We start from the raw sequence: 25232 nt of genomic DNA, 5'->3' as shown, positions 1-25232 counted from the left end.
AGTTCAAATATAGGAGTCTTTTTGTTACGTTATTTCTTTCGTTTCTTCAAACTTTTTTGATATGCATAAAGCTTATGAATCTCTTCCTTAAATTCATGTAGAAGTACAGTGTTTGCACCATTTGAATAACGCACCGTATTATAAGCATCTATAATAATATCACTTTGAATATTTACATCTTCTTCATCGTTTATTCTTTCTAGCCAAGCCTCAACAGTTTCTCCCCGTTTTCTATTTAAAGGAGGGGTTAACTTACTCTCTAGCTTGAAAATTTCCTTCCGAATTTCGTTATGTGGCGGTTTATTTCGTTTAAAACGATTTTGGCTTATTCCTTCTTTATCAGTAATGATAGTAGATTCGAAGGCGGGCATATTTGGTAAACTTAAATGTTTTCGTTTTTTTACTATTTTCCAAACGACGTAAATAGTGATAGCTGTACAGACTATTATTGTAGCGCTATTTATGAGTATTGGATCAAAATCAGGAATTTTTTTTCCGTCTTCAATTTTGGGTTTTAAGAGATGTCCTTTATTTGCCCAAACATCTTCAGTATCTTTTAATTCCGCTGCTTTAATTAATGGCATTAAAGCATAGCCGACGCCTAATGCGACTACTTCCGTTATAAAACCAAAAATAAGTCGAATGAAAGGAAATACTTGAACAATTAATATACTCATTAAGCCAATCATAATGATAGAAGCAAAACGTAATAGTTGTTGTTTGCGATTTGCCCCGGTTAACCAAAATGTAATCATAAGATGCAAGGCTAACATTAATAGTTTCCACAACGGTGGAAAGGGTGCATAAAATATAGCTGAAACAACAAACCATACAATACCACCTAAAGATTTTTGAACTGGATATCCAGGTCCGATCGCATGTACGATAAAGAAAAATAGTGGTAATATGATTGTGCCAAAAAGAGAAAAAGGTAAAAATAAAGAGAAAAGAACGATTTGAAGAACTAAAAGTATTACAAATCCTGTTGTTTTTTTCTGCATAAATTTATGAATAAGAAATACTCCAATATAGCCTGTTGTTAAAAATATTGCAATACTAATTAGTTCATCTCTTTCTGTTAATAATGAAAGCAGGAGGAGCAGAATGAAATCATGAATGTGATATAGCCAAGTTTTCAACTGGTTCCACCATCCCTTCACTAGTAATGAGAAACGTTGGCTGCGAGAGAAGAGGGAGTTCATTTCTTTGTAAACCAATGTATATCATTGTAGACGATCGTTCTCTCTTTCTCTTTACATAATGAAGGAATCCTTGTTTCGGAAGTAACGTACTATCATCTGAAATACGGGCTAATTCTTCTAAAGCTTTTGCATATTGTGTTTGTCCTTCATTTAACGGTACATGTAATGCACCGCCTTCTGCTAATACACTAATAAACAATTCAAACGGAATGTGGTGCTTCGTTGTGTACTGGAAAATGTATGTTGCATATGAAATAAGTTCTTCTACATTATCTTTCCAACCAAATCCACGATCGGCAGCTAAAGAAAGACAAATCGTCCAACTATAATTTTTTACAGGTTCATATTGCTTCGCTTGTAATTGTTGCATTTTAGCAGATGCCTTCCAATGAATAGAGCGGAAAGACTCACGCTCATATCGCTTTACACCGATAATAGATGTTTCATCATTGTAAAAAGAAAAATTCGTTCGATAAAATCCATTCAAAAGTTGCTGAAGTTCTTGCAAACCTGCTACTTCTTTAGGAGAAGGATACACAATAATTTCAGTCCTTAATTTATCAAAAACAGGTAAATGTACAGTTAATAGATGAAATGGATCTTTTAATACACATTCAAACTGTTCAATTTGAAACACACCACGCTTCGTTGCGGTTAATGTTAAACCCCATTTTTGTGCCGAATGTGCGGGTTGTGAAAATGGGAAAGAGAATAATGTTTTTGATATTTGTTCAATGCCTTGCTCTTTATGCGGTATAAGGGACGAATTTAAATGAAAGTAACAAACACCATTAACGAGCGGTATGCTGGCTCCATTTTTTAAATGAATAAAAAACTGTCCAGATTCCTCAGGAAAAAGCCGTGTAGTTTGTTTCTCATTTATGATTTGAAACTTCTTCTCTATGAAAGCGACATATTTATAAATAAAAATCGCAAATATATAATAGAAGAAAAAGAGAAACATAAGCATTCGTTGCGGGAAAAAGAATGTGAAAAGTAACGCGATTGGAACGGTTAGTTGAATAATATGGAGTTGAAAAAATAAAGGCACAGTTACAACACGCTGTCCATTCATGCTTGCTCAATCTCCACAGGTACGTCAACTTCTTTTAAAATACTTTTCATAATATCATTTTTTGTCGTACGTAATGCACCTTCCATTGATAAGACGATACGGTGATTCCAAACAGAAGGAACTAACAATTGTATATCTTCTGGTGTGCAATATTCTCTCCCGCGTAAAAAGGCTAAAGCTTGAACAGCACGTACTAAAGCTAATGTAGCACGTGGGCTTACACCGTTAGCGATATAATCATGATTTCTTGTAGCATGAGCAAGTTTAATAATGTAATGTTCTAACGGTTCCGAAACAAATATTTCTTTTACTCGTTTTTGAGATTCTAAAATATCTTCTAATGAGATGACAGATGTGACACTTTCTAATGGTAAATCGTTCCGAAAACGTCGCATCATTTGTAGCTCATCTTCAGGAGTAGGATAACCGATTGAAATCGTAATTAAAAAGCGATCAAGCTGTGCATCTGGAAGAGGGAAAGTCCCTTGTGATTCAATTGGGTTTTGCGTCGCAATAACAAAGAACGGTTTCGGCAGAGGCGTAGATTGTTTTTCGAGTGTCACTTGTCGTTCTTCCATCGCTTCTAACAAACTCGACTGCGTTCTCGGCATTGCACGGTTAATTTCATCTGCCAGCAAAATGTTTGTCATAACTGGTCCAATTCTTAATTCGAATTCGCTTGTTTTTGGGTTGAAGTATTCAATACCTGTTATATCACTTGGAAGTACATCGGGGGTGAATTGAACGCGAGAAAAACTACCACCAATACTTTTGGAAATGGTTTTCGCCAGTAACGTTTTCCCAGTACCAGGCACGTCTTCGAGTAGTGCATGTCCATCAGCAAGAAGTGAAACGAGCAGTAGATCAATAACATTTTCTTTCCCAACAAACACAGATCCGATGTTTTCTTTCAATTTATTTATCATATGTACCATTCCTTTCATTATAAAAGAGCTAATATTTCTATATTTTAACAAATTATTCAGAAAATTTGTATGGTTTTTTAATTCAAAGAAATGGATATTTAATTATTAAATTACTCTTGCATATTTTGGAATATGATTATACAATATCGATATACGATGTATCGTAAGTCGATATATCATAAGGCGATGTATCGGAGGTAGTTATAATGAATGGGAAGGCGCAAAAATATATTCCGTTAACTGAGGCGACATATTACATATTGTTATCACTAGTGAAACCAATGCACGGATATGGAATTATGCAAATGGTAGAAGAGATGACAAATGGGGAAGTAAAGCTCGGTCCTGGTACTTTATACGGGAATACGACGAAATTACTTAAAGAAAAATTAATTGTTGAAGTTGCCTCTACAGATAGAAAGAAGTGCTATGAGTTAACGCCGTTTGGGAGAGAAGTGTTAGAGCTAGAATATAACAGATTGCAGAGATCTGTAAGGAATGGAAATAGTATATTAGGGGAGTGAATGGAAGATGGAGATAAAAAGGGTATTAAAATTTTTTACGGCATGGAATTTAGAAAAAGAAGAAGCTTTTTTACGAAAGATGCATCAGCAAGGTTGGGCATTACAAAAATATAATTTAATGTATACGTTTCAGAAAACTGAGCCAAAAGATGTAATATACAAAGCTGATTTTAGATTGGTTTATAGAGATTCGAAAGAACAACAACAAGAGTATTTCGAAATATACGAAATGTCAGGTTGGAAACGCGTAACAAGTTTCACAAGATGGAATTATTTTTGTAAAGAGGTAGAAGAGGTTAATGAATTGCCTGATATTTACTCAGAAAAAGAGACGAGGATACAAAAACTAAATGAATTATTGCTATTCCTTGTTATTATATCAGCAAGTATATTACCATCAATGTATAACCTATTTTTAAGCCCGATGGAATCAAGATTGCCAATGTGGGCGAAAGTTACGACAGGTCTTTCAGGTTGTATGTGGATGTACTTTTTTATAAGACTCTCTTGGAAAATCAAAAAATTAAAAAGTGAAATATTATAATAAAGAGTGGAGTTTAAAAGAAGTTGATGAGAGGGAAAACCGAGATCAACTTCTTTTGTTTCTATATAAACGTAATTTGCTCACTCTTTTTTACATAATAAAAACTATGCAATTAAGGTGTAGAACTACTAGTTAAGTATTAAAATCTTATAACCAAATAAAAATCATAAATGAATAAGAAATGATTCTTAATAATAAACCACTAGTTAAAATGATCCGAAATCCTAAATATTAATATTACTTGATGTATTGCCCTTTTTTGAATATTAGCAAAAGAGTGCGAAGTTTAACATGTAATAAGGAAGAAATACGTTTTTTACCGTATTAAACGAAAAAATCCCTTATAGAAAAATCTATTTCTATAAGGGATAATCATGTTTTTATTAGAAAGACTGATTTTGAGCAGGTTTAATAAATTGTTCTGGGTTTTCAACAAGCCCACATACAGCGCATTGGACACGGTATGTAGGTCCTTGATAGGCCATATGAAAAGCATTCATCGTTTCATTTGTGTATTCTTCTTCTACTTGACCAGTTTGTGGATTTAATTTGACTGGTTTTACTTGTTGCTCAAGAATATTAAAGCGGGTACGGTTTGTTTTACAACTTGGACATAGCATTGGTTCCATATGTATACACCTCCATTTGTATCATTTCTTAAAATCTTTAATTTTATGCAAGCAAAAAACTTTCTCAATATAAATAGGTGTTTAATGTATTTAAAATTCAGAAAAAATAAAATATAATAAAAGTACGAACTGGTTATGTCCAAACCAAATCTCCTGTTTTATGCCAATAAGCTGGGGGGCCGAGAAATCGGCCTCATTTTTTTTTGCTCATTACTACAAGGAACAAGGTTTTTATGAGACTTTTGTCGAAATTTTAGGAATAGATACAAAGGGGGATGTAAAATGAATTTGAAAATGAAGTACATCATTTTATATGTAGAAAAGTTTGAGGCATGTTTAAGGTTCTATAAAGATATTTTACAGTTACCTATAAAAGCAGAGCACGGAACATATATTGAATTTAATACTGGAACTACCATTTTAGCGATGAATACGCGGCAAGATGTGAAAGAATTAACAGGACTACCGCTTACAGAAGGTGAATTACAGTCTTCTCATTTCGAATTAGGATTCGTTGTTGAGAATGTACAAGAAACGATTGAGCAATTTAGAGAACAAGGAATCAAGATTTTAGTTGAACCTATTGTAAAACCGTGGGGACAAACAATTGCCTACATTGCTGATCCAGATGGAAATTATATTGAAATTTGCAGTTCATTAGAATAGAGGGAGAAAGAGAGATGGGATTTCCGAAACTAGAAACAGAACGTTTACGACTAAGAGAACTTACACTATTAGATGCAGAAACGCTGTTCCAATATTTCTCGAAAGAATCAGTTATACGTTATTTCGGAATGGATTCTTTTGAAAATATTGAGCAAGCGAAAACAACGATTCAAACGTTTAAAAATCGTTATGAAGAGGGCAGTGTATTTCGCTGGGGAATCGAGAAAAAAGGGACGGGCCAATTAATCGGAACGTGCGGATTTCATTTAATTAATAATCATCATAAACGAGCTGAAATTGGTTATGAATTAGACGATACATATTGGGGACAAGGGTATGCAACGGAAGCGTTACAGGCAATTTTAACTTACGGGTTTGAAACATTGCAACTTATTAGAGTTGCTGCTGTTGTATATGTAGAAAATAAAGCTTCTCAAAAATTATTAAGTAAAGCAGGATTTCAAGAAGAAGGATTACTTCGAAAACATATGATTCAAAATGGAGTTGCTCATGATACCATTTTATATTCTTTATTAAAAGAAGAGTGGAAGAAGTAATGAGTACAAACGAACTTATAACGATTATGAAGAAGCATAGGGAAAATAGATTCATTTTAGGTATAGATGGTTTAAGTCGATCTGGAAAAACAACATTTGTAGCCAATTTAAAAGAAAATATGAAACAAGAAGGCATTCCGTTTCATATTTTCCATATTGATGATCATATAGTGGAGCGTAATAAACGATATCATACTGGATATGAAGAATGGTACGAGTATTATTATTTACAATGGGACATTGAATGGCTAAGGCAGAAATTTTTTCAAAAGCTACAACACGAAACAAAATTGAAATTACCTTTTTTTCATGAAGAAACAGATATATGTGAAATGGAAAAAGTACAGATTCCTATTGTAGGCGTAATTGTTATTGAAGGAGTTTTTCTGCAGCGAAAAGAATGGAGAGATTTCTTTCATTATATGGTCTATTTGGACTGTCCAAGAGAGACAAGGTTTCTACGTGAGAGTGAGGAGACACAGAAGAACCTTTCAAAGTTTGAAAATAGGTATTGGAAAGCAGAGGATTATTACTTAGAAACGGAATTGCCGAGGGATAGGGCGGATTTAGTCATCCAATGATTTGAAAATAGAAGGTGAATAGAATGAATATTTTATGGGATTTTGATGGGACGTTATTTGATACGTATCCTGCATATACAATAATGCTTTCTGAAATATTAGGTGACTCAGTAGAAAAACAAGAAATATACAAAAACTTAAAAATATCATACTCTCATGCAATTCAGTATTATAATATTTCATGCGAGCAGGAAGAAAAGATTAAAGTTTTGAAGGGAAAATTCACGCCAAAAGATATGAAACCTTTTGCAGGTGTCGAAGAGGTTTTGAAATTTGCAGATAAAAATGTGATTATGACCCATAAACATAGGGCAGGAGTTATGGACATTTTAAAATATTACGGCTGGGAAAAATACTTTGTAGATATGGTTACAATTGACGATGGCTTTCCCCGAAAGCCCAACTCTTTAGCTTATAATCATTTACATAAAAAGCATAATATTGATTTAGCTATTGGAGATAGAGAATTAGATTTATTACCTGCAAAAGAATTAGGTATTTCAACATGTATGTTTCAAGGTAATTGTGATGTAGCGGATTATTCTTTATCACATTACTCGGAGTTTTTTAAGATAGTGAGTGATAGAGAGTTTTCTTTATAAAAAAAGTTATTAATAAGGACTGAATCTTTTATTTTAAAGGTACAGTCTTTATTTTTTAGAACTCTTTCATTTTATTCCGCATTAACGGGCAGCCTGATTGCTTCAACTAATAATCAGTGGAGGGTGAACAAAACCTCCACTGATTAAAATTTCACTTTATTTTCTGTATATAATAATTACTAGAGATTAAAGGATAATCGTCCATCTTTATTAAGGAAGTGGCCAGTTTATTTTAACTAAATTATGGTTATTCATGTTAATATGAACTCATAGCTATATAGAAGGGGTGGGGTTAGTATGAAAACTGAAATAGTTCCTAAAAAGAAGTACAGTATAATAAGCTATGTATCTTTACTCATCGGCATTTTGTGTTTTCTATTCGTTTTTATAACGCCAACAAGGATAGCCAATGCAGGTAATATAGTTGGGGATTATATTACAATTGCCCTTACAGGTGTAGGTATCATGCTTTCAATAATCACAATGACGAAAAGAACAGAGAAGAAGGGAATTGCTATTCTTTCATTAATACTGTCCTCATCATTTTTTATATTTTGGATCATAGCAATTATCCTATTGTTTACTGGTCAAATTAGTTTTGCGCCGTAATGTGTAATAAAAAGAGTCCTTCTCGTATGAAGGACTCTTTTTACTCGGTATCTTCAGGTTGATATTCTAAAATATCACCCGGTTGGCATTCTAATGCTTTACATATTGCTTCTAAAGTTGAAAAACGGACTGCTTTTGCTTTTCCATTTTTCAAGATAGAAAGGTTAGCCATTGTAATTCCAACCTTCTCCGAAAGTTCTGTTACACTCATTTTTCTTTTTGCTAACATTACATCAATATTAATAATAATTGCCATATTATTCACCTCAGACCGTTAAATCATTTTCTGATTTTATATCTATAGCATCTTTTAATAGTCTTTGGAGAACGGCAGCAAAGACCGCGATTACCATTGAAGCAAAAATCATAATCATCCCGATAATAATAATGCCAGGGGCGTCATCTCTCTCTGCCACGAGATAGAAAAGTGGCATACCTAATACATATAATACACTAATTGCCAATGCGCTGTACTTAATATTTTTTAAAGCTTGAACAGATAGCTCTGAGAATGCGTTATTTTTATCAATATAGTTTAAAAGCTTAAATGTTTGGTACAGTGCGAAGTAATAAGGTATTGCTGTTGCGTATAAATTGATAAATACAAGATATTTAATATATGCAATATCTGGATATAATTCTGCGGCGAAATTTCCTATTTTAGGGACTAAAAAAATGCACATAGCAAGAACGGGGATTCCGATCAGAATTACAACGGTCTTTAAAAAGAGTGTGGATCCTTGTTTCATAAAAAGCACCTCATTTATTTAATATCTTATTAATTTAACATGAAATTTATTGTTTAACAATAAATTTTTATTTCTTTTAATCGAGGATTTATTGTTAAACAAGTAATTAATGAAAAGGATGTTAAATCTTTTTTATAAGATAAATGATACATATCGATATTTAATTAAAGAAAGAGAAAGTAACTATTGTTAGCTTTATGAGAATTGGGAACTAATAAAACATATGTAGGTTTTGGTATGGAAAAGGAAATAAGGTGTATTGAAATGAATGCAAAGTTTATGGAGGAACAATCATGTTGAATTATGGTGTGAAGATGAAAAAGTTACTATTAGTGGGAGCTATAATAGTAAGCGTATTAAGTACGGAAAGTATGATGAATTATCATGCGGCCAAAGCTAAGGTGAAAAAAGTAGAACACCAGCCTAAAAATATAATTATGATGGTTATGGACGGAACGAGTTCAACGGCGACAACATTGGCTCGCTGGTATAAAGGGGCACCGCTTACGTTAGATCAAATTGTAACAGGAGGTGTTCGTACGTTTTCGGCGGAATCAGCTATTACAGACTCAGCGCCAGCAGCAACAGCTTTAGCAACTGGAAATAAATCGAATTCAGGATATGTAGGTATATTACCTTCTATTGTAAGTTCGCCTAGCTTACAGCCAATAAAAGAAGAAGAAAAGTTACGGCCGGTCGCAAACGTATTAGAAGGCGCAAAATGTACTGGTCGTGCAACTGGCATTGTTGCTACATCTGAAATTCAGCATGCTACTCCGGCCGGATTCTCTGCTCACCATGTCAATCGCAAACATTTTGACGTAATTGCGAAGCAGCAAGTATATCAAAATATAGATGTCGTATTAGGCGGGGGAAAAGCGGCGCTGTTACCTATGAAAAGTAATGGAATCCGAAAAGATGGTGAAAATTTAGTAAAGGTGATTCAAGACAAAGGATACGATTTCGTTGAAACGAAAGATGCGTTATTGAACTCCAAATCTAATAAAATTTGGGGCTCTTTCTCACATCATGCTCTTGCGTTTGATATGGATCGTATAGCAACAAATCCAGAACAACCAACACTTTCTCAAATGACAGAAAAAGCAATTCAAACATTATCAAAAGATAAAGATGGCTTCTTTTTATTCGTAGAAGGTAGTAAGCCTGATTGGGCAGCTCATGCTAATGATCCAATTGGGATGATTAGTGATGTATTAGCATTTGATGAAGCGGTAGCAAAGGCGTTACAATTTGCGAAGAAAGATGGGGATACGATGCTCATCGCTTTAACTGATCATGGTAACAGCGGCATCTCTATAGGGAATAGGAATACGACAAAAGGATACAATACTACACCGGTTTCTGTATACATTGATCCATTGAAAAAGGCGAAAATGACACTTGAAGGAACTATAAATAAACTGAAATCTGATTTATCAAATGTAGAAGATGTAGCTAAACTATACGGTTTGGATAATCTAACTCATGATGAAAAAGAACAATTAAAAGTGGCAAAAAAGAAAATGGATGTAGGACGAATTTTTACTACATTATTGGCTAATCGTGCAAATATCGGCTTTACGACAGGAGGACATACAGGTGAGGATGTATTCTTACATTCTTATGGACCTCAAAAACCAGAAGGCTTAATCCAAAATACAGACATTGCGAAGACGATGGCGAAAGCGATGGGCTTTAACTTAGAAGAAGTAACGAATAAAATATTTTTAGAGAGTGAACAAGCCTTTAAGAAAATCGGTGCAACTGTAACAGCCGACAAAACCGAAGGAGCAAACCCGTTACTTGTAGTAAAACATAATAAAGTAGAAGCACAATTATTTGGTAACAAAAATATAATTCGTATCAATGGTAAAGGGTATGAATTAAGAAGTATTATTGTAGAGAGCAATGGAAAGTGCTATGTACCAGAAGAAGCAATTCAACTATTTGTAAAGCATTCTCGTTAAAAAATTGCCAACCAGTTAAGTTAACTGGTGGCAATTTTTTGTGTTTATTCTAAATATAAGTGTTCGAATTGTTTTGTAAAGTTTTCCATATGAGACTTGTATAAATGTTAAAGGGAAATTATATTTTTTTCTTACATTAAAAAATTTCGTTTTGTAGAATAAGAAGTTATACATATAGTAAAGTCTAATGTGTTATCAATTAATATTTACGAAAAATATATTAATACTTTAGAATTTCTTTAATGTTCATTATTTTTTATTTAAGGTTATCCGTTATATTTATAATATGTTTATTTCAATTTATTGTATTGAAGCTCAGTTTTATATAATTATAAAGCAATCATCAAAATAAAATCTCCACTAGAGTAAATTTATTATTTTTTTGCGGAAATTATTATGCAGCTAAGAAAACTGTAATTTATTGAATTAGAAATATATTAGAATTTAGTTGAAGAAAGAGAGAGGGAATAAAATGAATATAGTGCACTTACGTCCTAAACAGCGGTCTAAGTATCGCATTATGCTAGGGAAGTGGTATTACTCTACAAAGAGGTACATTCAGTGGTTAGCAGACGGAAAAACATATGCAAAAAGGTTTCAACAAGAAAAGCTACCTTGTACAGCAATTCAGCACCGAACGATATTACTTCGTAAGCTCAAAGATGTAGATATGTGGTATCAACAGAATAAGGTTGTTAATTTGAAAATTGCTGTTAAAAAACTAAATGGTATCGTCATTAGACCGGGAGAAACATTTTCTTACTGGCGTTTAATAGGTAAGCCAACGAGGAAAAAAGGGTATGTAGAAGGTATGGTATTACATTACGGATCTTTTCAAACAGGTATTGGAGGAGGTCTTTGTCAGCTTTCGAATTTAATATATTGGATGACTTTACATACACCACTGACAGTAACAGAACGATATCGTCATAGCTTTGATGTCTTTCCTGACTCTAGGCGCACTCAACCGTTTGGGAGTGGGGCGACTTGTTCCTATAACTATTTGGATTTACAAATTAAAAATGAAACGGACCAACTGTATCAACTTCACCTTTATATGACAGATGAACATTTAGTTGGTGAATGGAGAACAGTCTATCCGCAACTTTATCAATATGAAGTGTATGAGAAAGAACACTCAATTCAACCTGCATACTGGGGCGGTTATATACGACATAATGTGATTCAACGTAAAGTATATAATCAACAGAAACAGTTAATAGAAGATCAATATGTAACAGAGAATCACGCTATAATGATGTACGAACCACTATTAGCTTGTAATAATGAGAATAGTGAGTAATATGGTAATCCATAGATTAAATAGTATAGAAAATATTTAATTCTTATTTTTATTAAAAAAGTATGAATCCCAGATTTACTGGATTTTGATTGTAACTAAGAACATATAAAAGTTCACTGTTATTTATAGAAGAGTCTGTTTGTTTTTATATCTTATGTATTTCACCCTGCATAAAAAAATATTTCTCAACATTTTATTTGTTGAAAAAGATTGAATATTCGTATTATAACGAATATTATGTTGTTATCGGCAAAAAACGATAATTTGCAGACACTGGGGAGGAAATACATTGAAAAAGAAAAAGAAAAAGAAATTAAAACCATTAGCGGTATTAACAACAGCAGCAGTACTAAGTAGTACGTTTGCTTTTGGAGGTCACGCAGCGTATGCTGAGACACCAACATCATCTCTACCAATAGATGAGCACTTAATACCGGAGGAGCGTTTGGCTGAAGCGCTAAAACAACGGGGGGTAATTGATCAATCTGCATCACAAGCTGAGACTTCAAAAGCTGTCGAAAAATATGTTGAGAAAAAGAAAGGGGAAAACCCTGGGAAAGAAATCTTAACAGGAGATAGTCTTACGCAAGAAGCCTCTGACTTTATGAAAAAAGTAAAAGATGCAAAAATGAGGGAAAATGAACAGGCGCAGCAGCCTGAAGTAGGCCCAGTAGCTGGACAAGGTGCAGCATTGAACCCTGGGAAATTAAATGGAAAAGTACCTACTACATCAGCGAAGCAAGAAGAATACAATGGAGCTGTTCGAAAAGATAAAGTACTTGTTTTACTTGTAGAATTTAGCGATTTTAAGCATAACAATATTGATCAAGAGCCAGGATACATGTATTCTAAGGACTTTAATCGTGAACATTATCAAAAAATGTTATTTGGTGATGAACCATTTACTTTATTTGATGGATCGAAGATTAACACATTTAAGCAATATTATGAAGAACAATCTGGTGGTAGCTATACAGTTGATGGGACTGTAACAGAATGGCTTACTGTTCCAGGAAAAGCATCAGATTATGGTGCTGATGCGGGTACTGGTCATGATAACAAGGGACCTTTAGGACCAAAAGATCTTGTGAAAGAAGCATTAAAAGCAGCGGTAGCAAAAGGGATAAATTTAGCAGACTTTGATCAATATGATCAGTACGATCAAAATGGTAATGGAAATAAAAACGAGCCAGACGGCATTATTGATCATTTAATGGTTGTACATGCTGGTGTTGGTCAAGAAGCTGGCGGCGGTAAATTGAAAGATGATGCGATTTGGTCACATCGTTCAAAATTAGGTTCAAAACCATATGCAATTGATGGCACGAAATCTTCTGTTTCGAACTGGGGCGGAAAGATGGCTGCATATGATTATACAATCGAGCCTGAAGACGGAGCAGTTGGTGTGTTTGCACATGAGTATGGCCATGATTTAGGCTTACCAGATGAATATGATACAAAGTACTCAGGACAAGGTGAACCTGTTGAGTCATGGTCTATTATGAGTGGTGGTAGCTGGGCTGGAAAAATTGCAGGAACAGAGCCAACGAGTTTCTCGCCACAAAATAAAGAGTTTTTCCAAAAGAATATGAAGGGGAACTGGGCGAATATTCTTGAAGTAGATTATGACAAACTTAGCAAAGGAATCGGTGTTGCAACATATGTAGATCAAAGTACTACAAAATCTAAACGACCTGGAATTGTTCGTGTTAACTTGCCGGACAAAGATATAAAAAATATCGAATCAGCGTTTGGTAAGAAGTTCTATTACAGTACAAAAGGAAATGACATTCATACAACACTTGAGACACCAGTATTTGACTTAACAAATGCAAAGGATGCTAAGTTCGATTATAAGGCATTTTACGAACTTGAAGCGAAGTATGATTTCCTTGACGTATATGCGATTGCAGAAGATGGAACGAAGACACGCATTGATAGAATGGGCGAAAAAGATATAAAAGGCGGCGCGGATACAACTGATGGTAAGTGGGTTGATAAATCATACGATTTAAGCCAATTCAAAGGAAAAAAAGTAAAACTGCAATTTGAGTACTTAACAGATATTGCAGTAGCTTATAAAGGATTTGCGTTAGATAATGCAGCCTTAACTGTAGATGGAAAAGTTGTTTTCTCTGATGATGCAGAAGGTCAGCCTGCAATGACGTTAAAAGGCTTTACTGTGTCTAACGGATTTGAACAGAAAAAACATAATTACTATGTAGAGTGGAGAAATTACGCTGGTTCTGACACTGCGTTACAATATGCACGTGGCCCAGTATTTAATACAGGAATGGTTGTATGGTATGCGGATCAAAGCTTTACAGATAACTGGGTAGGCGTTCATCCAGGTGAAGGGTTCTTAGGAGTAGTAGATTCTCATCCAGAGGCAATTGTAGGGACATTAAACGGACAACCTACTGTGAAGAGCAGTACGCGTTATCAAATTGCCGATGCGGCATTCTCATTTGATCAAACACCAGCATGGAAAGTAAATTCACCAACACGCGGTATCTTTGATTATAAAGGATTACCAGGAGTGACAAAATTTGATGATTCTAAGCAATACATCAACAGCGTTATTCCTGATGCAGGACGTAAGTTACCGAAGCTAGGACTGAAGTTTGAAGTGGTAGGCCAAGCTGAAGACAAGTCTGCAGGTGCAGTTTGGCTTCATCGATAAAATAAGGTAAAAAGAAGAGAAGCTGCGATAAGTCGGTGAAACTGACTGATTGCAGCTTTTTTCTTCTTGTGAAAAAACTCGCTGTTTTTTATGTACTTATTGGAAAAATATGAAGTTTCTTTGATACATAAAATGCTCCGTCTGTCCAATTATAGAAGCTATTTTGGACGTAAGAAATTTGTAAGTAATGAGTAAGAAAAAAGAGATTTTCATAGTATAAAATATTTATTATAGCTACTTTTAACACCTGATACTAATAGTGTGCTATAATATGAATTAGCAACAAAAAGGAAAGGAATTAGAACAATGACCTTAGAAAATACTAAAAATTTAAAAAAACAAGTTGCTCCTTTTGAAAAATCAACGATTAAAAAAAGTGTTTGGCAACTGATCAACACAATCGTGCCATTTATTATTTTATGGTACCTTGCTTATAAAAGTTTGTCAGTTTCTTATTGGTTAACATTAGTTCCAGCACTGTTAGCCGCTGGATTTATGACAAGGATTTTCATTATTTTTCATGATTGTACCCATTATTCATTCTTTAAAAGTCGACGTGCAAATAGAATAGTTGGAACGTGTATGGGTGTTTTAACATTATTCCCATTTGATCAGTGGGGGCATGAGCATTCTATTCACCACGCTACGAGTGGTAATTTGGATAAGAGGGGTACAGGGGATATTTGGACGCTTACAGTAGATGAATATGTAGCAGCACCATTTAGACTCCGTTTAGCATATCGTTTATATCGCAATCCATTCGTTATGTTTGGGTTAGGCCCGATTTATGTTTTCTTGCTTAAAAATAGATTTAACCGAAAAGGTGCTAGAAAAAAAGAACGTATGAACACTTATTTAACGAATATTTTAATCGTTGCTATTGTAGGAATGCTTTGCTGGGCAATTGGATGGCAATCGTTTCTTTTAGTACATGGTTCTATATTTTTAATAGCAGGTTCAATAGGGATTTGGCTGTTTTACGTACAGCACACATTCGAGGATTCTTATTTTGAAGAAGATAAAGAATGGGAATATGTGAAAGCGGCAGTGGAGGGAAGTTCTTTTTATAAACTTCCAAAAATTTTGCAATTTCTAACGGGTAATATTGGATTTCATCATGTTCACCATTTAAGTCCAAGAGTACCTAACTATAAACTAGAAGAGGCACACAACAATACCCTTCCTTTAAAAAATGTACCAACAATTACGCTTGCTACAAGCTTGCGTTCACTCCGTTTCCGTCTTTGGGATGAGAAAAGTAACAATTTTGTTAGCTTTAAAGATGTCAAAAATATAATTAAAAATAATGTTTCTGTTCGGGTGAAATCTGAACTATAATTGCATCGTATATAAAATTCCCCTTAATCATTTTCGATTTAAGGGGAGTTTTTGTTTAAAGATTAGATGCCAGATAAGAAGAAAAATTAAATGTTTCAAATTGTAATGGAAGCAGGTTAGGAATTGCTAGTACGTAAGTACAAATACAAGGTGGCAATAAATGCATTATGTTAACAATTGGAGTTATCATGAATGTTCCATTACGATAACTGTTCATAAATCCGACGAAAATTAATAGCAAAAGGGGGATCGTACAACAGTATATCTAAAAAATTAGAAAAGACTTGAACGGAAATTTCATTCATTTTTCTTGGTGTTCCGCATTCCATACACTTAAATAGGATGCATATTCTAATTCATCTGGATTGTCATGTAACATAGAAATGAATTCTAATTTATTTCTATCACAATCTAGAAAGTATACACTTGCAGCGGGCATCCACCTTTGGACAATTGGCTCTTGATTTCCTTTTCCTTGACTTCCTATCACTTCTATTCCACGCTCCTCTAACCACGCTTTAGAAGTCATTAAAAACTCTAAATTTACACCAAAAGCAAAATGTCTCAGCTCAAAGTCTTCGATATTATTTACTTCCCATAGTCCAAGCATTTGTTTTTTATTTTCTCCGACCCAAAAGAAAGCCACTCTTCTTTTGGAGAGTTTTCTTGCTAACGTTAATCCTAGCTTGTTTTGATAGAAATTTATCGCTTTTTCTAAATTTCTTACATGTAAATGAGTCTCGTATATGTTCTGTATCATTATGATCATTCCTTTCTTTCTTGGTAACTACCAGTTGAGTAATGAATGTAGTTCTAATAATGTACAGCTATATCTGATATACCTATTTATTATTATATCGAAATTGAAATACGATAAATCCAACTGAGGTAGCAAGTTCAAATGAAAATTTTACTACTTTTGTAGGAGAAGAGAAAAATCCATTAAATTCAGGTGAACTCATATTTAAATAATAAAAAAAGACAACACATGAAGTGAAACGCCACGTGTTGTCTTTTTTGTATCGTACAATATTACGAAGTTTCGCTAATTTTAGTTTCACTTTGAGTGTTAGTTGCAATTCTTTTCTTAACTTTAAAGTGATAGTAAGTATAGCAAAAGATGATAAATGGTACAGTACAATAAATGCCTAGTCTTTGATCTGGGATAAAGATAAGACTTACTAATATAATGCCATACAATCCAAAACCAAGAATTGGTACAAGGGGATAGAGTGGAGTTCTGAACTTCAAGTCGTCTAATTTTCCACCTTCAGCTAAATAGTGTTTGCGGAAAAAGAATTGAGAAACACAAATTGACATCCAAACAATAATTGTTATGACTCCAGAAATGGAAATTAACCATAAGTAAACCGTTTCAGCAGCTACGACGCTTGTTAAAAGAGAAAAAGCAGAAATAGCTATTGTCATGATTAAAGCGTTGAGAGGAATCCCACGTGATGATAATTTCTTTAAAAATGCTGGAGCCATTTCGTTTTTTGATAAAGACCAAAGCATGCGAGTAGCAGCGTATAGTCCTGAGTTTGCAACAGAAAGAACAGCAGTAAGAATAACAAAGTTCATAATATCAGCTGCATATGGAATACCGATATTATCAAAAACAGCAACGAATGGGCTCTTTGTGAGTCCTGCTTCTTCCCAAGGAATTAAAGCAACAAGAACAAAGATTGCTAAGACGAAGAAAAACATTGTGCGCCATATAATATTTCTAATAGAACGAGGTAAAGTTTTTGCTGGATCTTCACTTTCACCTGCTGCGATTCCGACAAGCTCTGTACCTTGGAAGGAATAATTGACTGTAACCATTGTTAATAGAATAGCTGCAAGTCCATTCGGAAATAAACCACCATGATTTACGAAATTTGAAAGGAGTGGAGCTGGTTCGTCGCCTTTTAAATCAATAAAGCCGAACATAGCGGCGCCACCAAGAATTATAAAAGCTATAATGGCAGATACTTTTATACTTGAAAACCAAAATTCTGTTTCTGCATAACTACGAGCAGATAATGCGTTAATAGTAAAGATTGTAACGCCAAATATTAAACACCAAACCCAAACAGGAATATCAGGAAACCAGCGCTGCATTGTAATACCGGCAGTTGTAAATTCAAGACCGGTCGTATTCGCCCAGCTTAACCAGTACAACCATCCGATTGTAAAGCCAGTTGCAGGATTGATGAATTTAGTGGCATATTCCTGGAAAGAACCCGAAACAGGCATGGCTACAGCGAGTTCACCAAGACATAGCATAACGAAATACATTAATAATCCACCGGCCATAAAGGCAAGTACGGATCCACCAGGTCCAGCTTGACTTATTATAAAGCCAGATCCGTTAAATAACCCCGTTCCAATCACACCACCGAGTGCAATCATGAATAAGTGTCTACTTTTCATCGTACGTTTTAATTCATTGTTTGTATTGTTTACTTGCGCCATTGTTTTCCTCACTTTCGTAGTTGATAGAATAAAGTTTGATGTTTTTCCGTATTATGGAATGTATTCCGTGATGTGAAATCTTGTTATAATTTTCAGATAATTAAAAAGAAAAGTCAATATTTTTTTGTTTGCGTTTTCAATTCGTTGTTAGTGATATATTTTTATTGTTAGAAAATTGAATAAATATATTGATTTCATTTCGAATGTTTGCTAAATTGATAGTTAATTAAACGTACTAACATACTACGAGTAAAGTTGAGGCGAGTTATGGTACAGTCCATTGATCGAGCGATAAGTATTATTAAATTATTGAATTCTACAAATGAAAAAGAGTACTGGGCTATTTCTGATATAGCTGATGGAACACATCTCCCGGTTAGTACAGTACATAGATTACTTAACTCTCTAATGGAGCATGGGTTAGTTACACAAATTTCAGAGACAAAACAGTACAAAATTGGACCAATGTGGATGGAAATAGGGTTGCGTCAATTGGAGAAGGTAGACTATAGATCTGTTGCAAGAGAAGTGATGAAACGTTTGGCTGCTGAAGTGGAAGAAAGTGTCTATTTGAATATTCCAAACGGAACACATTCTATTATCATTGAAAGAATTGATAGTCCTTTAAAAATTCGAGTTATTGATAATCTAGGGGAACAAATTCCACTTTCAATTGGTGCCGCAAATAAAACGATGCTTGCCAATATGAAAACGAATGAAATGGAACATATTGTAGAGCATTTACTTTCTTCATTACCAGAACAAAAGCAAATTCTTCTTAATCAAATAAAGCAAATAAAAAATGAAGGATATGCTGTCAGTTATGGTGAAAAAACAGAAGGGACAGCTTCAGTAGCTGCACCTATTATCGGATTTAATCATAAAGTAGTAGGAGCATTAAGTGTTGGGTTAATTAGTCATCGTATTAATGATGATCGACTATCTTTTCTTATTAGCAAGGTAAAACAAGCAGCTCATGAAATATCAATAAAAATCGGCAGTACATCAGAACTATAATTTTGATAGCTGTCGTCATTTTTTATTCATATACTGGAATTGGTTTTCATAATGTGGAAAAATAGGGGGATTTATATGTCAAAGTGGCAATCAAAAGAACAATTGATTCAATTATTAAGCGGTCTTGTTAAAATTCCTAGTATTACTGGTTCAGAAGCTGAAGTAATATTGCCAGACTTTGTTGTGGAACAGTTATCTGATTTACAGTACTTCAAAGAAAACAAGCATCATTTACAAAAAAATCCGACAGGGGACGGACGATTTTTTGTTACAGCACTAGTAAAGAAAAGCGATAGTACAAAAAATACTGTAATTCTAGTAAGTCACTTTGATGTTGTAGATGTACAAGATTACGGAGTGTGGAAAGAAGATGCATTTAATCCTAAAAAGTTAACATCTATGTTTTATTCTCATAAAGATGAACTTCCAGACCATGTACGTGAAGATATAGAACATGGAGATTGGCTGTTTGGTAGAGGAACAATGGACATGAAATGTGGCCTCGCATTACAAATGGCAATGATTGAACAAGCATGTGAAGGAAGATTCGATGGGAATGTTCTTTTATTGGCTGTACCAGATGAGGAAGTGAATTCGGTAGGGATGAGGGCCGCTGTTCCGAGACTGTTAGATTTAGCAAGAGAGCATAACTTAGATTATAAAACGGTCTTAAACTCAGAGCCTATGTTTTCAAGACATCCTGGTGACCAAAATAAGTATATTTACACTGGCTCTATTGGTAAAGTGTTACCTGGTTTTCTGTGCTACGGAAAAGAGACACATGTAGGTGAACCTTTTGCAGGTTTAAATGGGATTTATATGGCTTCATTAATAACAGCAGACTTAGAGTTAAACACAGACCTTTGTGATATTGTAGAAGGGGAAGCGAGTCCGCCGCCAACTAACTTACTTCAAAGGGACTTAAAAGAGGATTATTCTGTACAAATTCCGCATCGTGCAGTCACATTATTTAATTTGTTTTTATTAGAAAAATCAATGACAGATGTAGTTTCATTGTTACGTCAAAAAGTAACAAAAGTAGCAGAGAAAATAGAAGAGTCGTATGAAAAACATGCATATCGTTTTTCTAAATATAATCCATTTATACCACCTAATCTCAAAGTAAATGTATTAACTTATGAAGAGCTTATCACATATGCAATTGAGCAACATGGACGAGAAAAAATAGATCATATTCAATCTAATATTATAAAAAATAGAGGAGAGAAAGATGATCGTGCGGTAACGATTGATTTAGTAGATAAATTAGCGATTTTATGTAAAGAAAAGGCACCGATGATTGTACTTTTCTTCGCTCCGCCGTACTATCCAGCTGTGAGTTCACGCAACAATCCTTTAATAAAAGAGGTAGTTGTAGAAATGGAAAAGTACGCACATTACAATCATAAAATTACATTTGAAAACCAAAATTATTTTGGGGGGATTTCAGATTTAAGCTATGTAGGCTTGCAGTATCCACTGGATTCAATGAGTTCGCTTGTAGACAATATGCCATTATGGGATAAAGGCTATTCAATTCCGCTTCAGGAATTAGAAGAGTTTGATGTTCCAGTATTAAATATGGGACCGGTAGGAAAAGATGCACATCAATGGACAGAACGTCTAGATGTAAACTACGCATTTGAAACACTATTAGATATGTTACCGAAATGCATTGAAAAATTATTAGTTTCTAATAAAATTACACAATCATAGTAGGGAATAGGTAAGGGATAAAACAGAACCTTTAAAGAAGAGTCAAATCAAATTATTTTAATATAATTAAAAAGTAGAACGGCCAAGCTCAATTTTATATGAGTTTGGCCGTTTATCATGTAGTGAATTTTTAATTAAAATTATGTGAATTCATAGCTAACGTAATCTCTTTTATAGTTTTATTTTTTAGTTTGACCAGATAGTTCAACAGACTTTTGCGTACAACGCTGCATAGCTGAAATAATCGCTGTTCGTAATCCTTTTTCCTCTAATGTTGCTACAGCTTCTATTGTCGTTCCGCCAGGAGAACAAACCATATCTTTCAATTCACCTGGATGTATTCCTGTTTCTAGTACCATTTTTGCAGAGCCTAACACAGCTTGAGCAGCGAATTTATATGCTTGATTTCTTGGCATACCATCTAGTACAGCAGCATCTGCCATCGCTTCTATAATCATATATACATAAGCTGGTGAAGAACCACTTACGGATGTGACAACATCCATTAATTTTTCACTTACGATCTCTGTTTGACCAAAACTATTGAAAATGTTTAGTACATCTTCTAAATCTTTTTCTGTCACCATTTCATTAGGGCATAATGCAGACATTCCTTCTCCAACAAGAGCAGGAGTATTAGGCATTACTCTTACAACCTTTACTTTTTTATTAAAGGCATTTTCAGTACTTTCAATACTTTTTCCAGCAGCGATCGTAACGATGATAGCATCGTTTTTGATTACTTCTTTTATTTCATTAATTATTGATGAATATAGGTCTGGTTTGATTGATAAAATTAAAATATCAGCATTTTTAGCTACTTTATTGTTGTCGGTAGTTGTAGTTAGCCCATATTTTTCACTAGCATTTTTTAAATTAGCAGTGTTTAAATCTGAACAAATAATTTGATTTGAAGACACTATATTTTTGTTTATCATTCCGCCAATCATAGCCATTCCCATATTTCCGCAACCGATGAATCCAATTTGTTTATCCATAATAACTCAATCTTGCTCCTTTTATAATCAATTATATCGGTTTGATATTATTTTCTTAGAATAAGAATAACATCCCTGTGCAATATAAAGAAACATTCTAAGAGAATATATTCCTTTTTGCAACACTAAAAGACAAAAATTAATTATATTCGACATTATGTAAATATATACACTATAATGTAAGGTTTTATGTTTATGAATATGAGTTAAACTTATATCATTTTGTATTTTCATTCAGTAGGGCGATAATTTCATACAAATAACTTGTGGCTCTATTTATTTTTAAAAATACCTCTTGACACCGAATCGAACTATATCGCATAATATAAAAAAATTAGATTGAAAATCGTTGAAGGGAATTAGTACATATGTCTTCTTGCGAAAGAGAGTGGAATTCACCGGCTGAAAGATTCCTCGTATAGAATATATCGAACCTATCCCTGAGTCTTAAATGAAAGTTTAGGCGTTCGCCTGCGTTATAGGCACCAAGTGGATATCTATGTATATCAATTAAGGTGGTACCGCGGAACAATGACCGTTTCGTCCTTTTTATTTTATTAAGGGCGAAGCGGTCATTTTTATTTTGCTCTTAAATACTTCAGTGCAGCATTGATGAGAATAGATATAGTTACAAAGTGAATGAAGTGTAATTTATAAAAAAACTTTGATTTTAGACTTGGGGGATAAAAAAGTGAAAAAACAACGAATTGTTGTAAAGATTGGGAGTAGTTCCTTGGCAGATAGTCATGGAGGCATCTCTACAGAACAGCTTTCAGATCACGTTGCCGCATTGGCTCGGTTGAAAGAAGATGGGCACGAGGTTGTGTTAATTACATCTGGAGCCGTCGCTGCAGGTTTTTCAGCGCTAGGATATCCTAGCAGACCTGTAACGATTAAAGGGAAACAGGCTGCAGCAGCTGTCGGACAAAGTTTGTTAATGCAGGCGTACACGGAGGAATTCCGTAAATATGGCATCGTTACTGCGCAACTTTTGCTGACGAGAAGTGATTTTTCTAGAAAAGAACAATATAGTAATGCTTACGCTACGTTAGGAGAATTATTAAACCGTTCCGCTCTTCCAATTATTAATGAAAATGATTCCATCTCTTTAGAGGAGCTAACGTTCGGTGATAATGATATGCTGTCAGCTTTAGTAAGCGGGCTTGTTTCGGCGGATATGCTTATGATCTTTACGGATGTGAACGGGTTATATGACAAAAATCCTCAGAAAAATGCGGATGCAAAAAAATATTATTTTCTTCCTGAAGTTACGGAAGAAATTTCTTCTCTTGCAGGAGATGCAGGCTCAAAACTTGGGACTGGCGGTATGAAATCAAAAATCGATGCTGCAAAGACAGCACTCTCTCTTGGTGTGAGTGTATTTATCGGAACAGGACGTGGACAGGAAAAGTTTGTAGATGTTTTGAAGGGTAAGGGTGATGGAACGTATGTTGGTAATGCTCCTCAAAAAGAAATGAAGATGAACAAGCAATGGATTGCCTTGCATTCGCTTGTTAGCGGACAAATTGAAGTAGATGCTGGGGCAGCTACTGCCATCATTCAGCATGGGAAGAGTTTACTTCCAGCTGGTGTTACGAATGTATCAGGATTTTTCCAAGTGGGTGAAGTTGTAGAGGTTGTAACGCAACAAGGGCGCGTAATAGGAAAAGGACAATGCACATATAGTGCAGAGGAACTAAGAGATGTAAAAGGTATGCAAAGCCAAGATATTCAAGTAAGAGGCGAGAGACATAGTTATGAAGTCATCCATAGGGATCATTGGGTTTCACTTTAAAAAGGAGGAAATAAAAATGAATGAAGTGTTGGCAAAGGGGATAAAAGCAAAAGAGGTTGCTAGAGAACTTGTGCTTAAAACTACAGATCAAAAAAATGAAGCACTTGCTGCAATTGCTAATCAGCTGATAGTAGAAACAGCTTATATTTTAGAAGAAAACAAACGGGATATTGAAGAAGGTAAGGAGAAAGGATTTTCTCATTCACTCCTTGATCGCCTTTTGCTGAATGAACAACGAATTGTTGATATGACAGAGGGTATTAAGCAGTTAATTGAATTACGTGATCCTATTGGAGAATGTGTAAGTGCATGGGAACGACCAAATGGACTATCTATTCAGGAGATGCGCGTACCACTTGGTGTTGTCGGAATGATTTATGAGGCAAGACCGAATGTAACTGTTGATGCTGCTACAATTTGTTTAAAAACAGGAAACGCAGTAATACTACGTGGTAGTTCTTCTGCTATACATTCTAACAAAGCTATCGTTAGCGTTATTCACCGGGCGCTTAAGCAAACTAGCTTGCCTTCAGAAAGTGTACAGCTCATAGAAGATACAACGAGAGATAGTGCAAAACAGTTGTTTACATTGAACGAGTACTTGGATGTTCTTATACCAAGAGGCGGTAAACAATTAATTGATACAGTAGTGAGAGAAGCGTCTGTTCCAGTACTTGAAACAGGTGCGGGAAATTGTCATATATTCATTGATGAAACAGCAGATAAACAAATGGCGTTTAATATTATTATAAACGCAAAAACGCAGCGTCCATCTGTATGTAATGCAATTGAGACGATTGTACTTCATGAGAATTGGGCAGAGCAATATGGTAGCGAGTTGTTTTCTTCCTTGAAGGAAAGAGGAGTGGAGCTACGTGGTAATAATAAAGCAGTGGCGATTGATCCTTCTATCTTACTTGCGACAGAAGAAGACTGGGAAACTGAGTTTTTATCTCTCACACTAGCAGTGAAAGTGGTTTCCACTGTTGAAGAAGCGATTCATCATATAAATACGTATGGATCTATGCATTCTGAAGCGATTATTACTGAAAACGAGGAAAACGTCAGCAAGTTTTTTACTTCTGTAGATGCCGCGGCACTTTATCATAATGCATCGACTCGTTTTACAGATGGATCCGAATTTGGATTCGGAGCGGAAATTGGTATCAGTACACAAAAGTTACACGTAAGAGGACCAATGGGGCTTCCAGCATTAACTTCTACAAAATATGTGATTCGTGGAAATGGGCAAATTCGAAAATAATAATAAAAGACACTCAATTGGCTTGGGTGT

Annotated in this window: 24 protein-coding genes and 1 other annotated feature; of the genes, 15 read left to right on the top strand and 9 right to left on the bottom strand. The window is 34.6% G+C overall.

The window, feature by feature from the left end:
* Nucleotides 1–29: 29 nt before the first annotated feature.
* The 3 genes from BHV55_RS14905 to BHV55_RS14895 are packed head-to-tail and all read right to left on the bottom strand — an operon-like array spanning nucleotide 30 to nucleotide 3203.
* Nucleotides 30–1139, bottom strand: a complete 1110-nt coding sequence (locus BHV55_RS14905) for a DUF4018 domain-containing protein (protein ID WP_070757973.1) — start codon at nucleotides 1137–1139, stop codon at nucleotides 30–32.
* A complete protein-coding gene (locus BHV55_RS14900) occupies nucleotides 1111–2277 on the bottom strand; it encodes a DUF58 domain-containing protein (RefSeq protein ID WP_001014390.1) in 1167 nt (388 codons plus the stop codon). The genes BHV55_RS14905 and BHV55_RS14900 overlap by 29 nt, the downstream gene beginning before the upstream one ends.
* Entirely contained in the window at nucleotides 2274–3203 is a 930-nt protein-coding gene (locus BHV55_RS14895; protein WP_070757972.1) for an AAA family ATPase, read from the bottom strand. Before BHV55_RS14895 ends, BHV55_RS14900 begins: the two co-directional genes overlap by 4 nt.
* A gap of 206 nt (nucleotides 3204–3409) precedes the next feature.
* On the opposite strand from BHV55_RS14895, the gene BHV55_RS14890 reads away from it, so the two are divergent.
* The gene (locus BHV55_RS14890) at nucleotides 3410–3727 is read left to right on the top strand and encodes a PadR family transcriptional regulator (RefSeq protein WP_001013435.1); all 318 of its coding nucleotides are present in this window, start codon (nucleotides 3410–3412) and stop codon (nucleotides 3725–3727) included.
* Nucleotides 3728–3734: 7 nt separating this feature from the next.
* Nucleotides 3735–4271, top strand: a complete 537-nt coding sequence (locus BHV55_RS14885) for a DUF2812 domain-containing protein (RefSeq protein ID WP_065703833.1) — start codon at nucleotides 3735–3737, stop codon at nucleotides 4269–4271.
* 383 nt (nucleotides 4272–4654) lie between these two features.
* Here the strand turns inward: BHV55_RS14885 and BHV55_RS14880 are convergent, their stop codons facing one another.
* A complete protein-coding gene (locus BHV55_RS14880; RefSeq protein WP_000433609.1) occupies nucleotides 4655–4900 on the bottom strand; it encodes a hypothetical protein in 246 nt (81 codons plus the stop codon).
* A 282-nt stretch (nucleotides 4901–5182) separates the two neighbouring features.
* On the opposite strand from BHV55_RS14880, the gene BHV55_RS14875 reads away from it, so the two are divergent.
* The 5 genes from BHV55_RS14875 to BHV55_RS14855 all read left to right on the top strand — a co-directional run bounded on the left by BHV55_RS14875 (nucleotide 5183) and on the right by BHV55_RS14855 (nucleotide 7915).
* Nucleotides 5183–5566: a VOC family protein gene (locus tag BHV55_RS14875; RefSeq protein WP_001049847.1), complete on the top strand. Its 384-nt coding sequence runs from the start codon at nucleotides 5183–5185 to the stop codon at nucleotides 5564–5566.
* Between the two features lie 14 nt (nucleotides 5567–5580).
* Nucleotides 5581–6123 (top strand): GNAT family N-acetyltransferase, encoded by a 543-nt coding sequence (locus BHV55_RS14870; RefSeq protein ID WP_000506676.1) that lies wholly within the window; start codon nucleotides 5581–5583, stop codon nucleotides 6121–6123.
* Nucleotides 6123–6704, top strand: coding sequence for a kinase (locus BHV55_RS14865; RefSeq protein WP_000106112.1), 582 nt, complete (start codon nucleotides 6123–6125; stop codon nucleotides 6702–6704). Before BHV55_RS14870 ends, BHV55_RS14865 begins: the two co-directional genes overlap by 1 nt.
* Nucleotides 6705–6727: 23 nt before the next feature.
* Entirely contained in the window at nucleotides 6728–7306 is a 579-nt protein-coding gene (locus BHV55_RS14860) for an HAD-IA family hydrolase (RefSeq protein WP_001024220.1), read from the top strand.
* Nucleotides 7307–7603: 297 nt separating this feature from the next.
* Nucleotides 7604–7915: a hypothetical protein gene (locus BHV55_RS14855; RefSeq protein ID WP_000845560.1), complete on the top strand. Its 312-nt coding sequence runs from the start codon at nucleotides 7604–7606 to the stop codon at nucleotides 7913–7915.
* A 40-nt stretch (nucleotides 7916–7955) separates the two neighbouring features.
* Here the strand turns inward: BHV55_RS14855 and BHV55_RS14850 are convergent, their stop codons facing one another.
* The gene (locus BHV55_RS14850) at nucleotides 7956–8171 is read right to left on the bottom strand and encodes a helix-turn-helix domain-containing protein (protein WP_000974619.1); all 216 of its coding nucleotides are present in this window, start codon (nucleotides 8169–8171) and stop codon (nucleotides 7956–7958) included.
* A 10-nt stretch (nucleotides 8172–8181) separates the two neighbouring features.
* On the bottom strand, nucleotides 8182–8664 hold the full coding sequence (locus tag BHV55_RS14845) for a DUF2975 domain-containing protein (RefSeq protein WP_000809118.1): 483 nt from the start codon (nucleotides 8662–8664) through the stop codon (nucleotides 8182–8184).
* 293 nt (nucleotides 8665–8957) lie between these two features.
* Between BHV55_RS14845 and BHV55_RS14840 the strand changes: the two genes are divergently transcribed.
* The 4 genes from BHV55_RS14840 to desA all read left to right on the top strand — a co-directional run bounded on the left by BHV55_RS14840 (nucleotide 8958) and on the right by desA (nucleotide 15955).
* The gene (locus BHV55_RS14840) at nucleotides 8958–10631 is read left to right on the top strand and encodes an alkaline phosphatase (protein ID WP_000935923.1); all 1674 of its coding nucleotides are present in this window, start codon (nucleotides 8958–8960) and stop codon (nucleotides 10629–10631) included.
* Nucleotides 10632–11103: 472 nt separating this feature from the next.
* Nucleotides 11104–11934, top strand: a complete 831-nt coding sequence (locus BHV55_RS14835) for a VanW family protein (protein WP_009327106.1) — start codon at nucleotides 11104–11106, stop codon at nucleotides 11932–11934.
* Nucleotides 11935–12223: 289 nt separating this feature from the next.
* Nucleotides 12224–14617 carry an immune inhibitor A domain-containing protein gene (locus BHV55_RS14830; RefSeq protein ID WP_070757970.1) on the top strand — a complete coding sequence of 798 codons (2394 nt, stop codon included), beginning with the start codon at nucleotides 12224–12226 and terminating at the stop codon, nucleotides 14615–14617.
* A gap of 306 nt (nucleotides 14618–14923) precedes the next feature.
* On the top strand, nucleotides 14924–15955 hold the full coding sequence (gene desA / locus BHV55_RS14825; protein WP_000171499.1) for a Delta(5) desaturase DesA: 1032 nt from the start codon (nucleotides 14924–14926) through the stop codon (nucleotides 15953–15955).
* Between the two features lie 301 nt (nucleotides 15956–16256).
* Here desA and BHV55_RS14820 read toward each other — a convergent pair whose 3' ends face one another.
* Both BHV55_RS14820 and BHV55_RS14815 read right to left on the bottom strand, forming a co-directional pair.
* Nucleotides 16257–16715, bottom strand: coding sequence for a VOC family protein (locus BHV55_RS14820; RefSeq protein WP_000615639.1), 459 nt, complete (start codon nucleotides 16713–16715; stop codon nucleotides 16257–16259).
* 272 nt (nucleotides 16716–16987) lie between these two features.
* Nucleotides 16988–18412, bottom strand: a complete 1425-nt coding sequence (locus BHV55_RS14815; RefSeq protein ID WP_000079967.1) for an amino acid permease — start codon at nucleotides 18410–18412, stop codon at nucleotides 16988–16990.
* A 267-nt stretch (nucleotides 18413–18679) separates the two neighbouring features.
* On the opposite strand from BHV55_RS14815, the gene BHV55_RS14810 reads away from it, so the two are divergent.
* Together BHV55_RS14810 and BHV55_RS14805 are read left to right on the top strand one after the other, a co-directional pair.
* Entirely contained in the window at nucleotides 18680–19429 is a 750-nt protein-coding gene (locus tag BHV55_RS14810) for an IclR family transcriptional regulator (protein WP_000250750.1), read from the top strand.
* 51 nt (nucleotides 19430–19480) lie between these two features.
* Nucleotides 19481–21145 carry a M20/M25/M40 family metallo-hydrolase gene (locus BHV55_RS14805; protein ID WP_139147427.1) on the top strand — a complete coding sequence of 555 codons (1665 nt, stop codon included), beginning with the start codon at nucleotides 19481–19483 and terminating at the stop codon, nucleotides 21143–21145.
* 179 nt (nucleotides 21146–21324) lie between these two features.
* Here BHV55_RS14805 and proC read toward each other — a convergent pair whose 3' ends face one another.
* The gene (proC, locus tag BHV55_RS14800) at nucleotides 21325–22143 is read right to left on the bottom strand and encodes a pyrroline-5-carboxylate reductase (RefSeq protein ID WP_000360729.1); all 819 of its coding nucleotides are present in this window, start codon (nucleotides 22141–22143) and stop codon (nucleotides 21325–21327) included.
* 340 nt (nucleotides 22144–22483) lie between these two features.
* Nucleotides 22484–22694: a binding site (T-box leader), on the top strand.
* A 140-nt stretch (nucleotides 22695–22834) separates the two neighbouring features.
* Here proC and proB point away from each other — a divergent pair.
* Together proB and BHV55_RS14790 are read left to right on the top strand one after the other, a co-directional pair.
* On the top strand, nucleotides 22835–23938 hold the full coding sequence (gene proB / locus BHV55_RS14795) for a glutamate 5-kinase (protein WP_000744736.1): 1104 nt from the start codon (nucleotides 22835–22837) through the stop codon (nucleotides 23936–23938).
* A gap of 16 nt (nucleotides 23939–23954) precedes the next feature.
* On the top strand, nucleotides 23955–25202 hold the full coding sequence (locus BHV55_RS14790; protein WP_070757965.1) for a glutamate-5-semialdehyde dehydrogenase: 1248 nt from the start codon (nucleotides 23955–23957) through the stop codon (nucleotides 25200–25202).
* The last annotated feature ends 30 nt before the right edge of the window (nucleotides 25203–25232 follow it).

Origin of the sequence: Bacillus sp. RZ2MS9, from assembly GCF_001816185.2 — a bacterium.
GTDB lineage: Bacteria > Bacillota > Bacilli > Bacillales > Bacillaceae_G > Bacillus_A > Bacillus_A cereus.
Note: the sequence above shows the minus strand (reverse complement) of the source record. Positions and strands in the feature narration are given on the sequence as shown.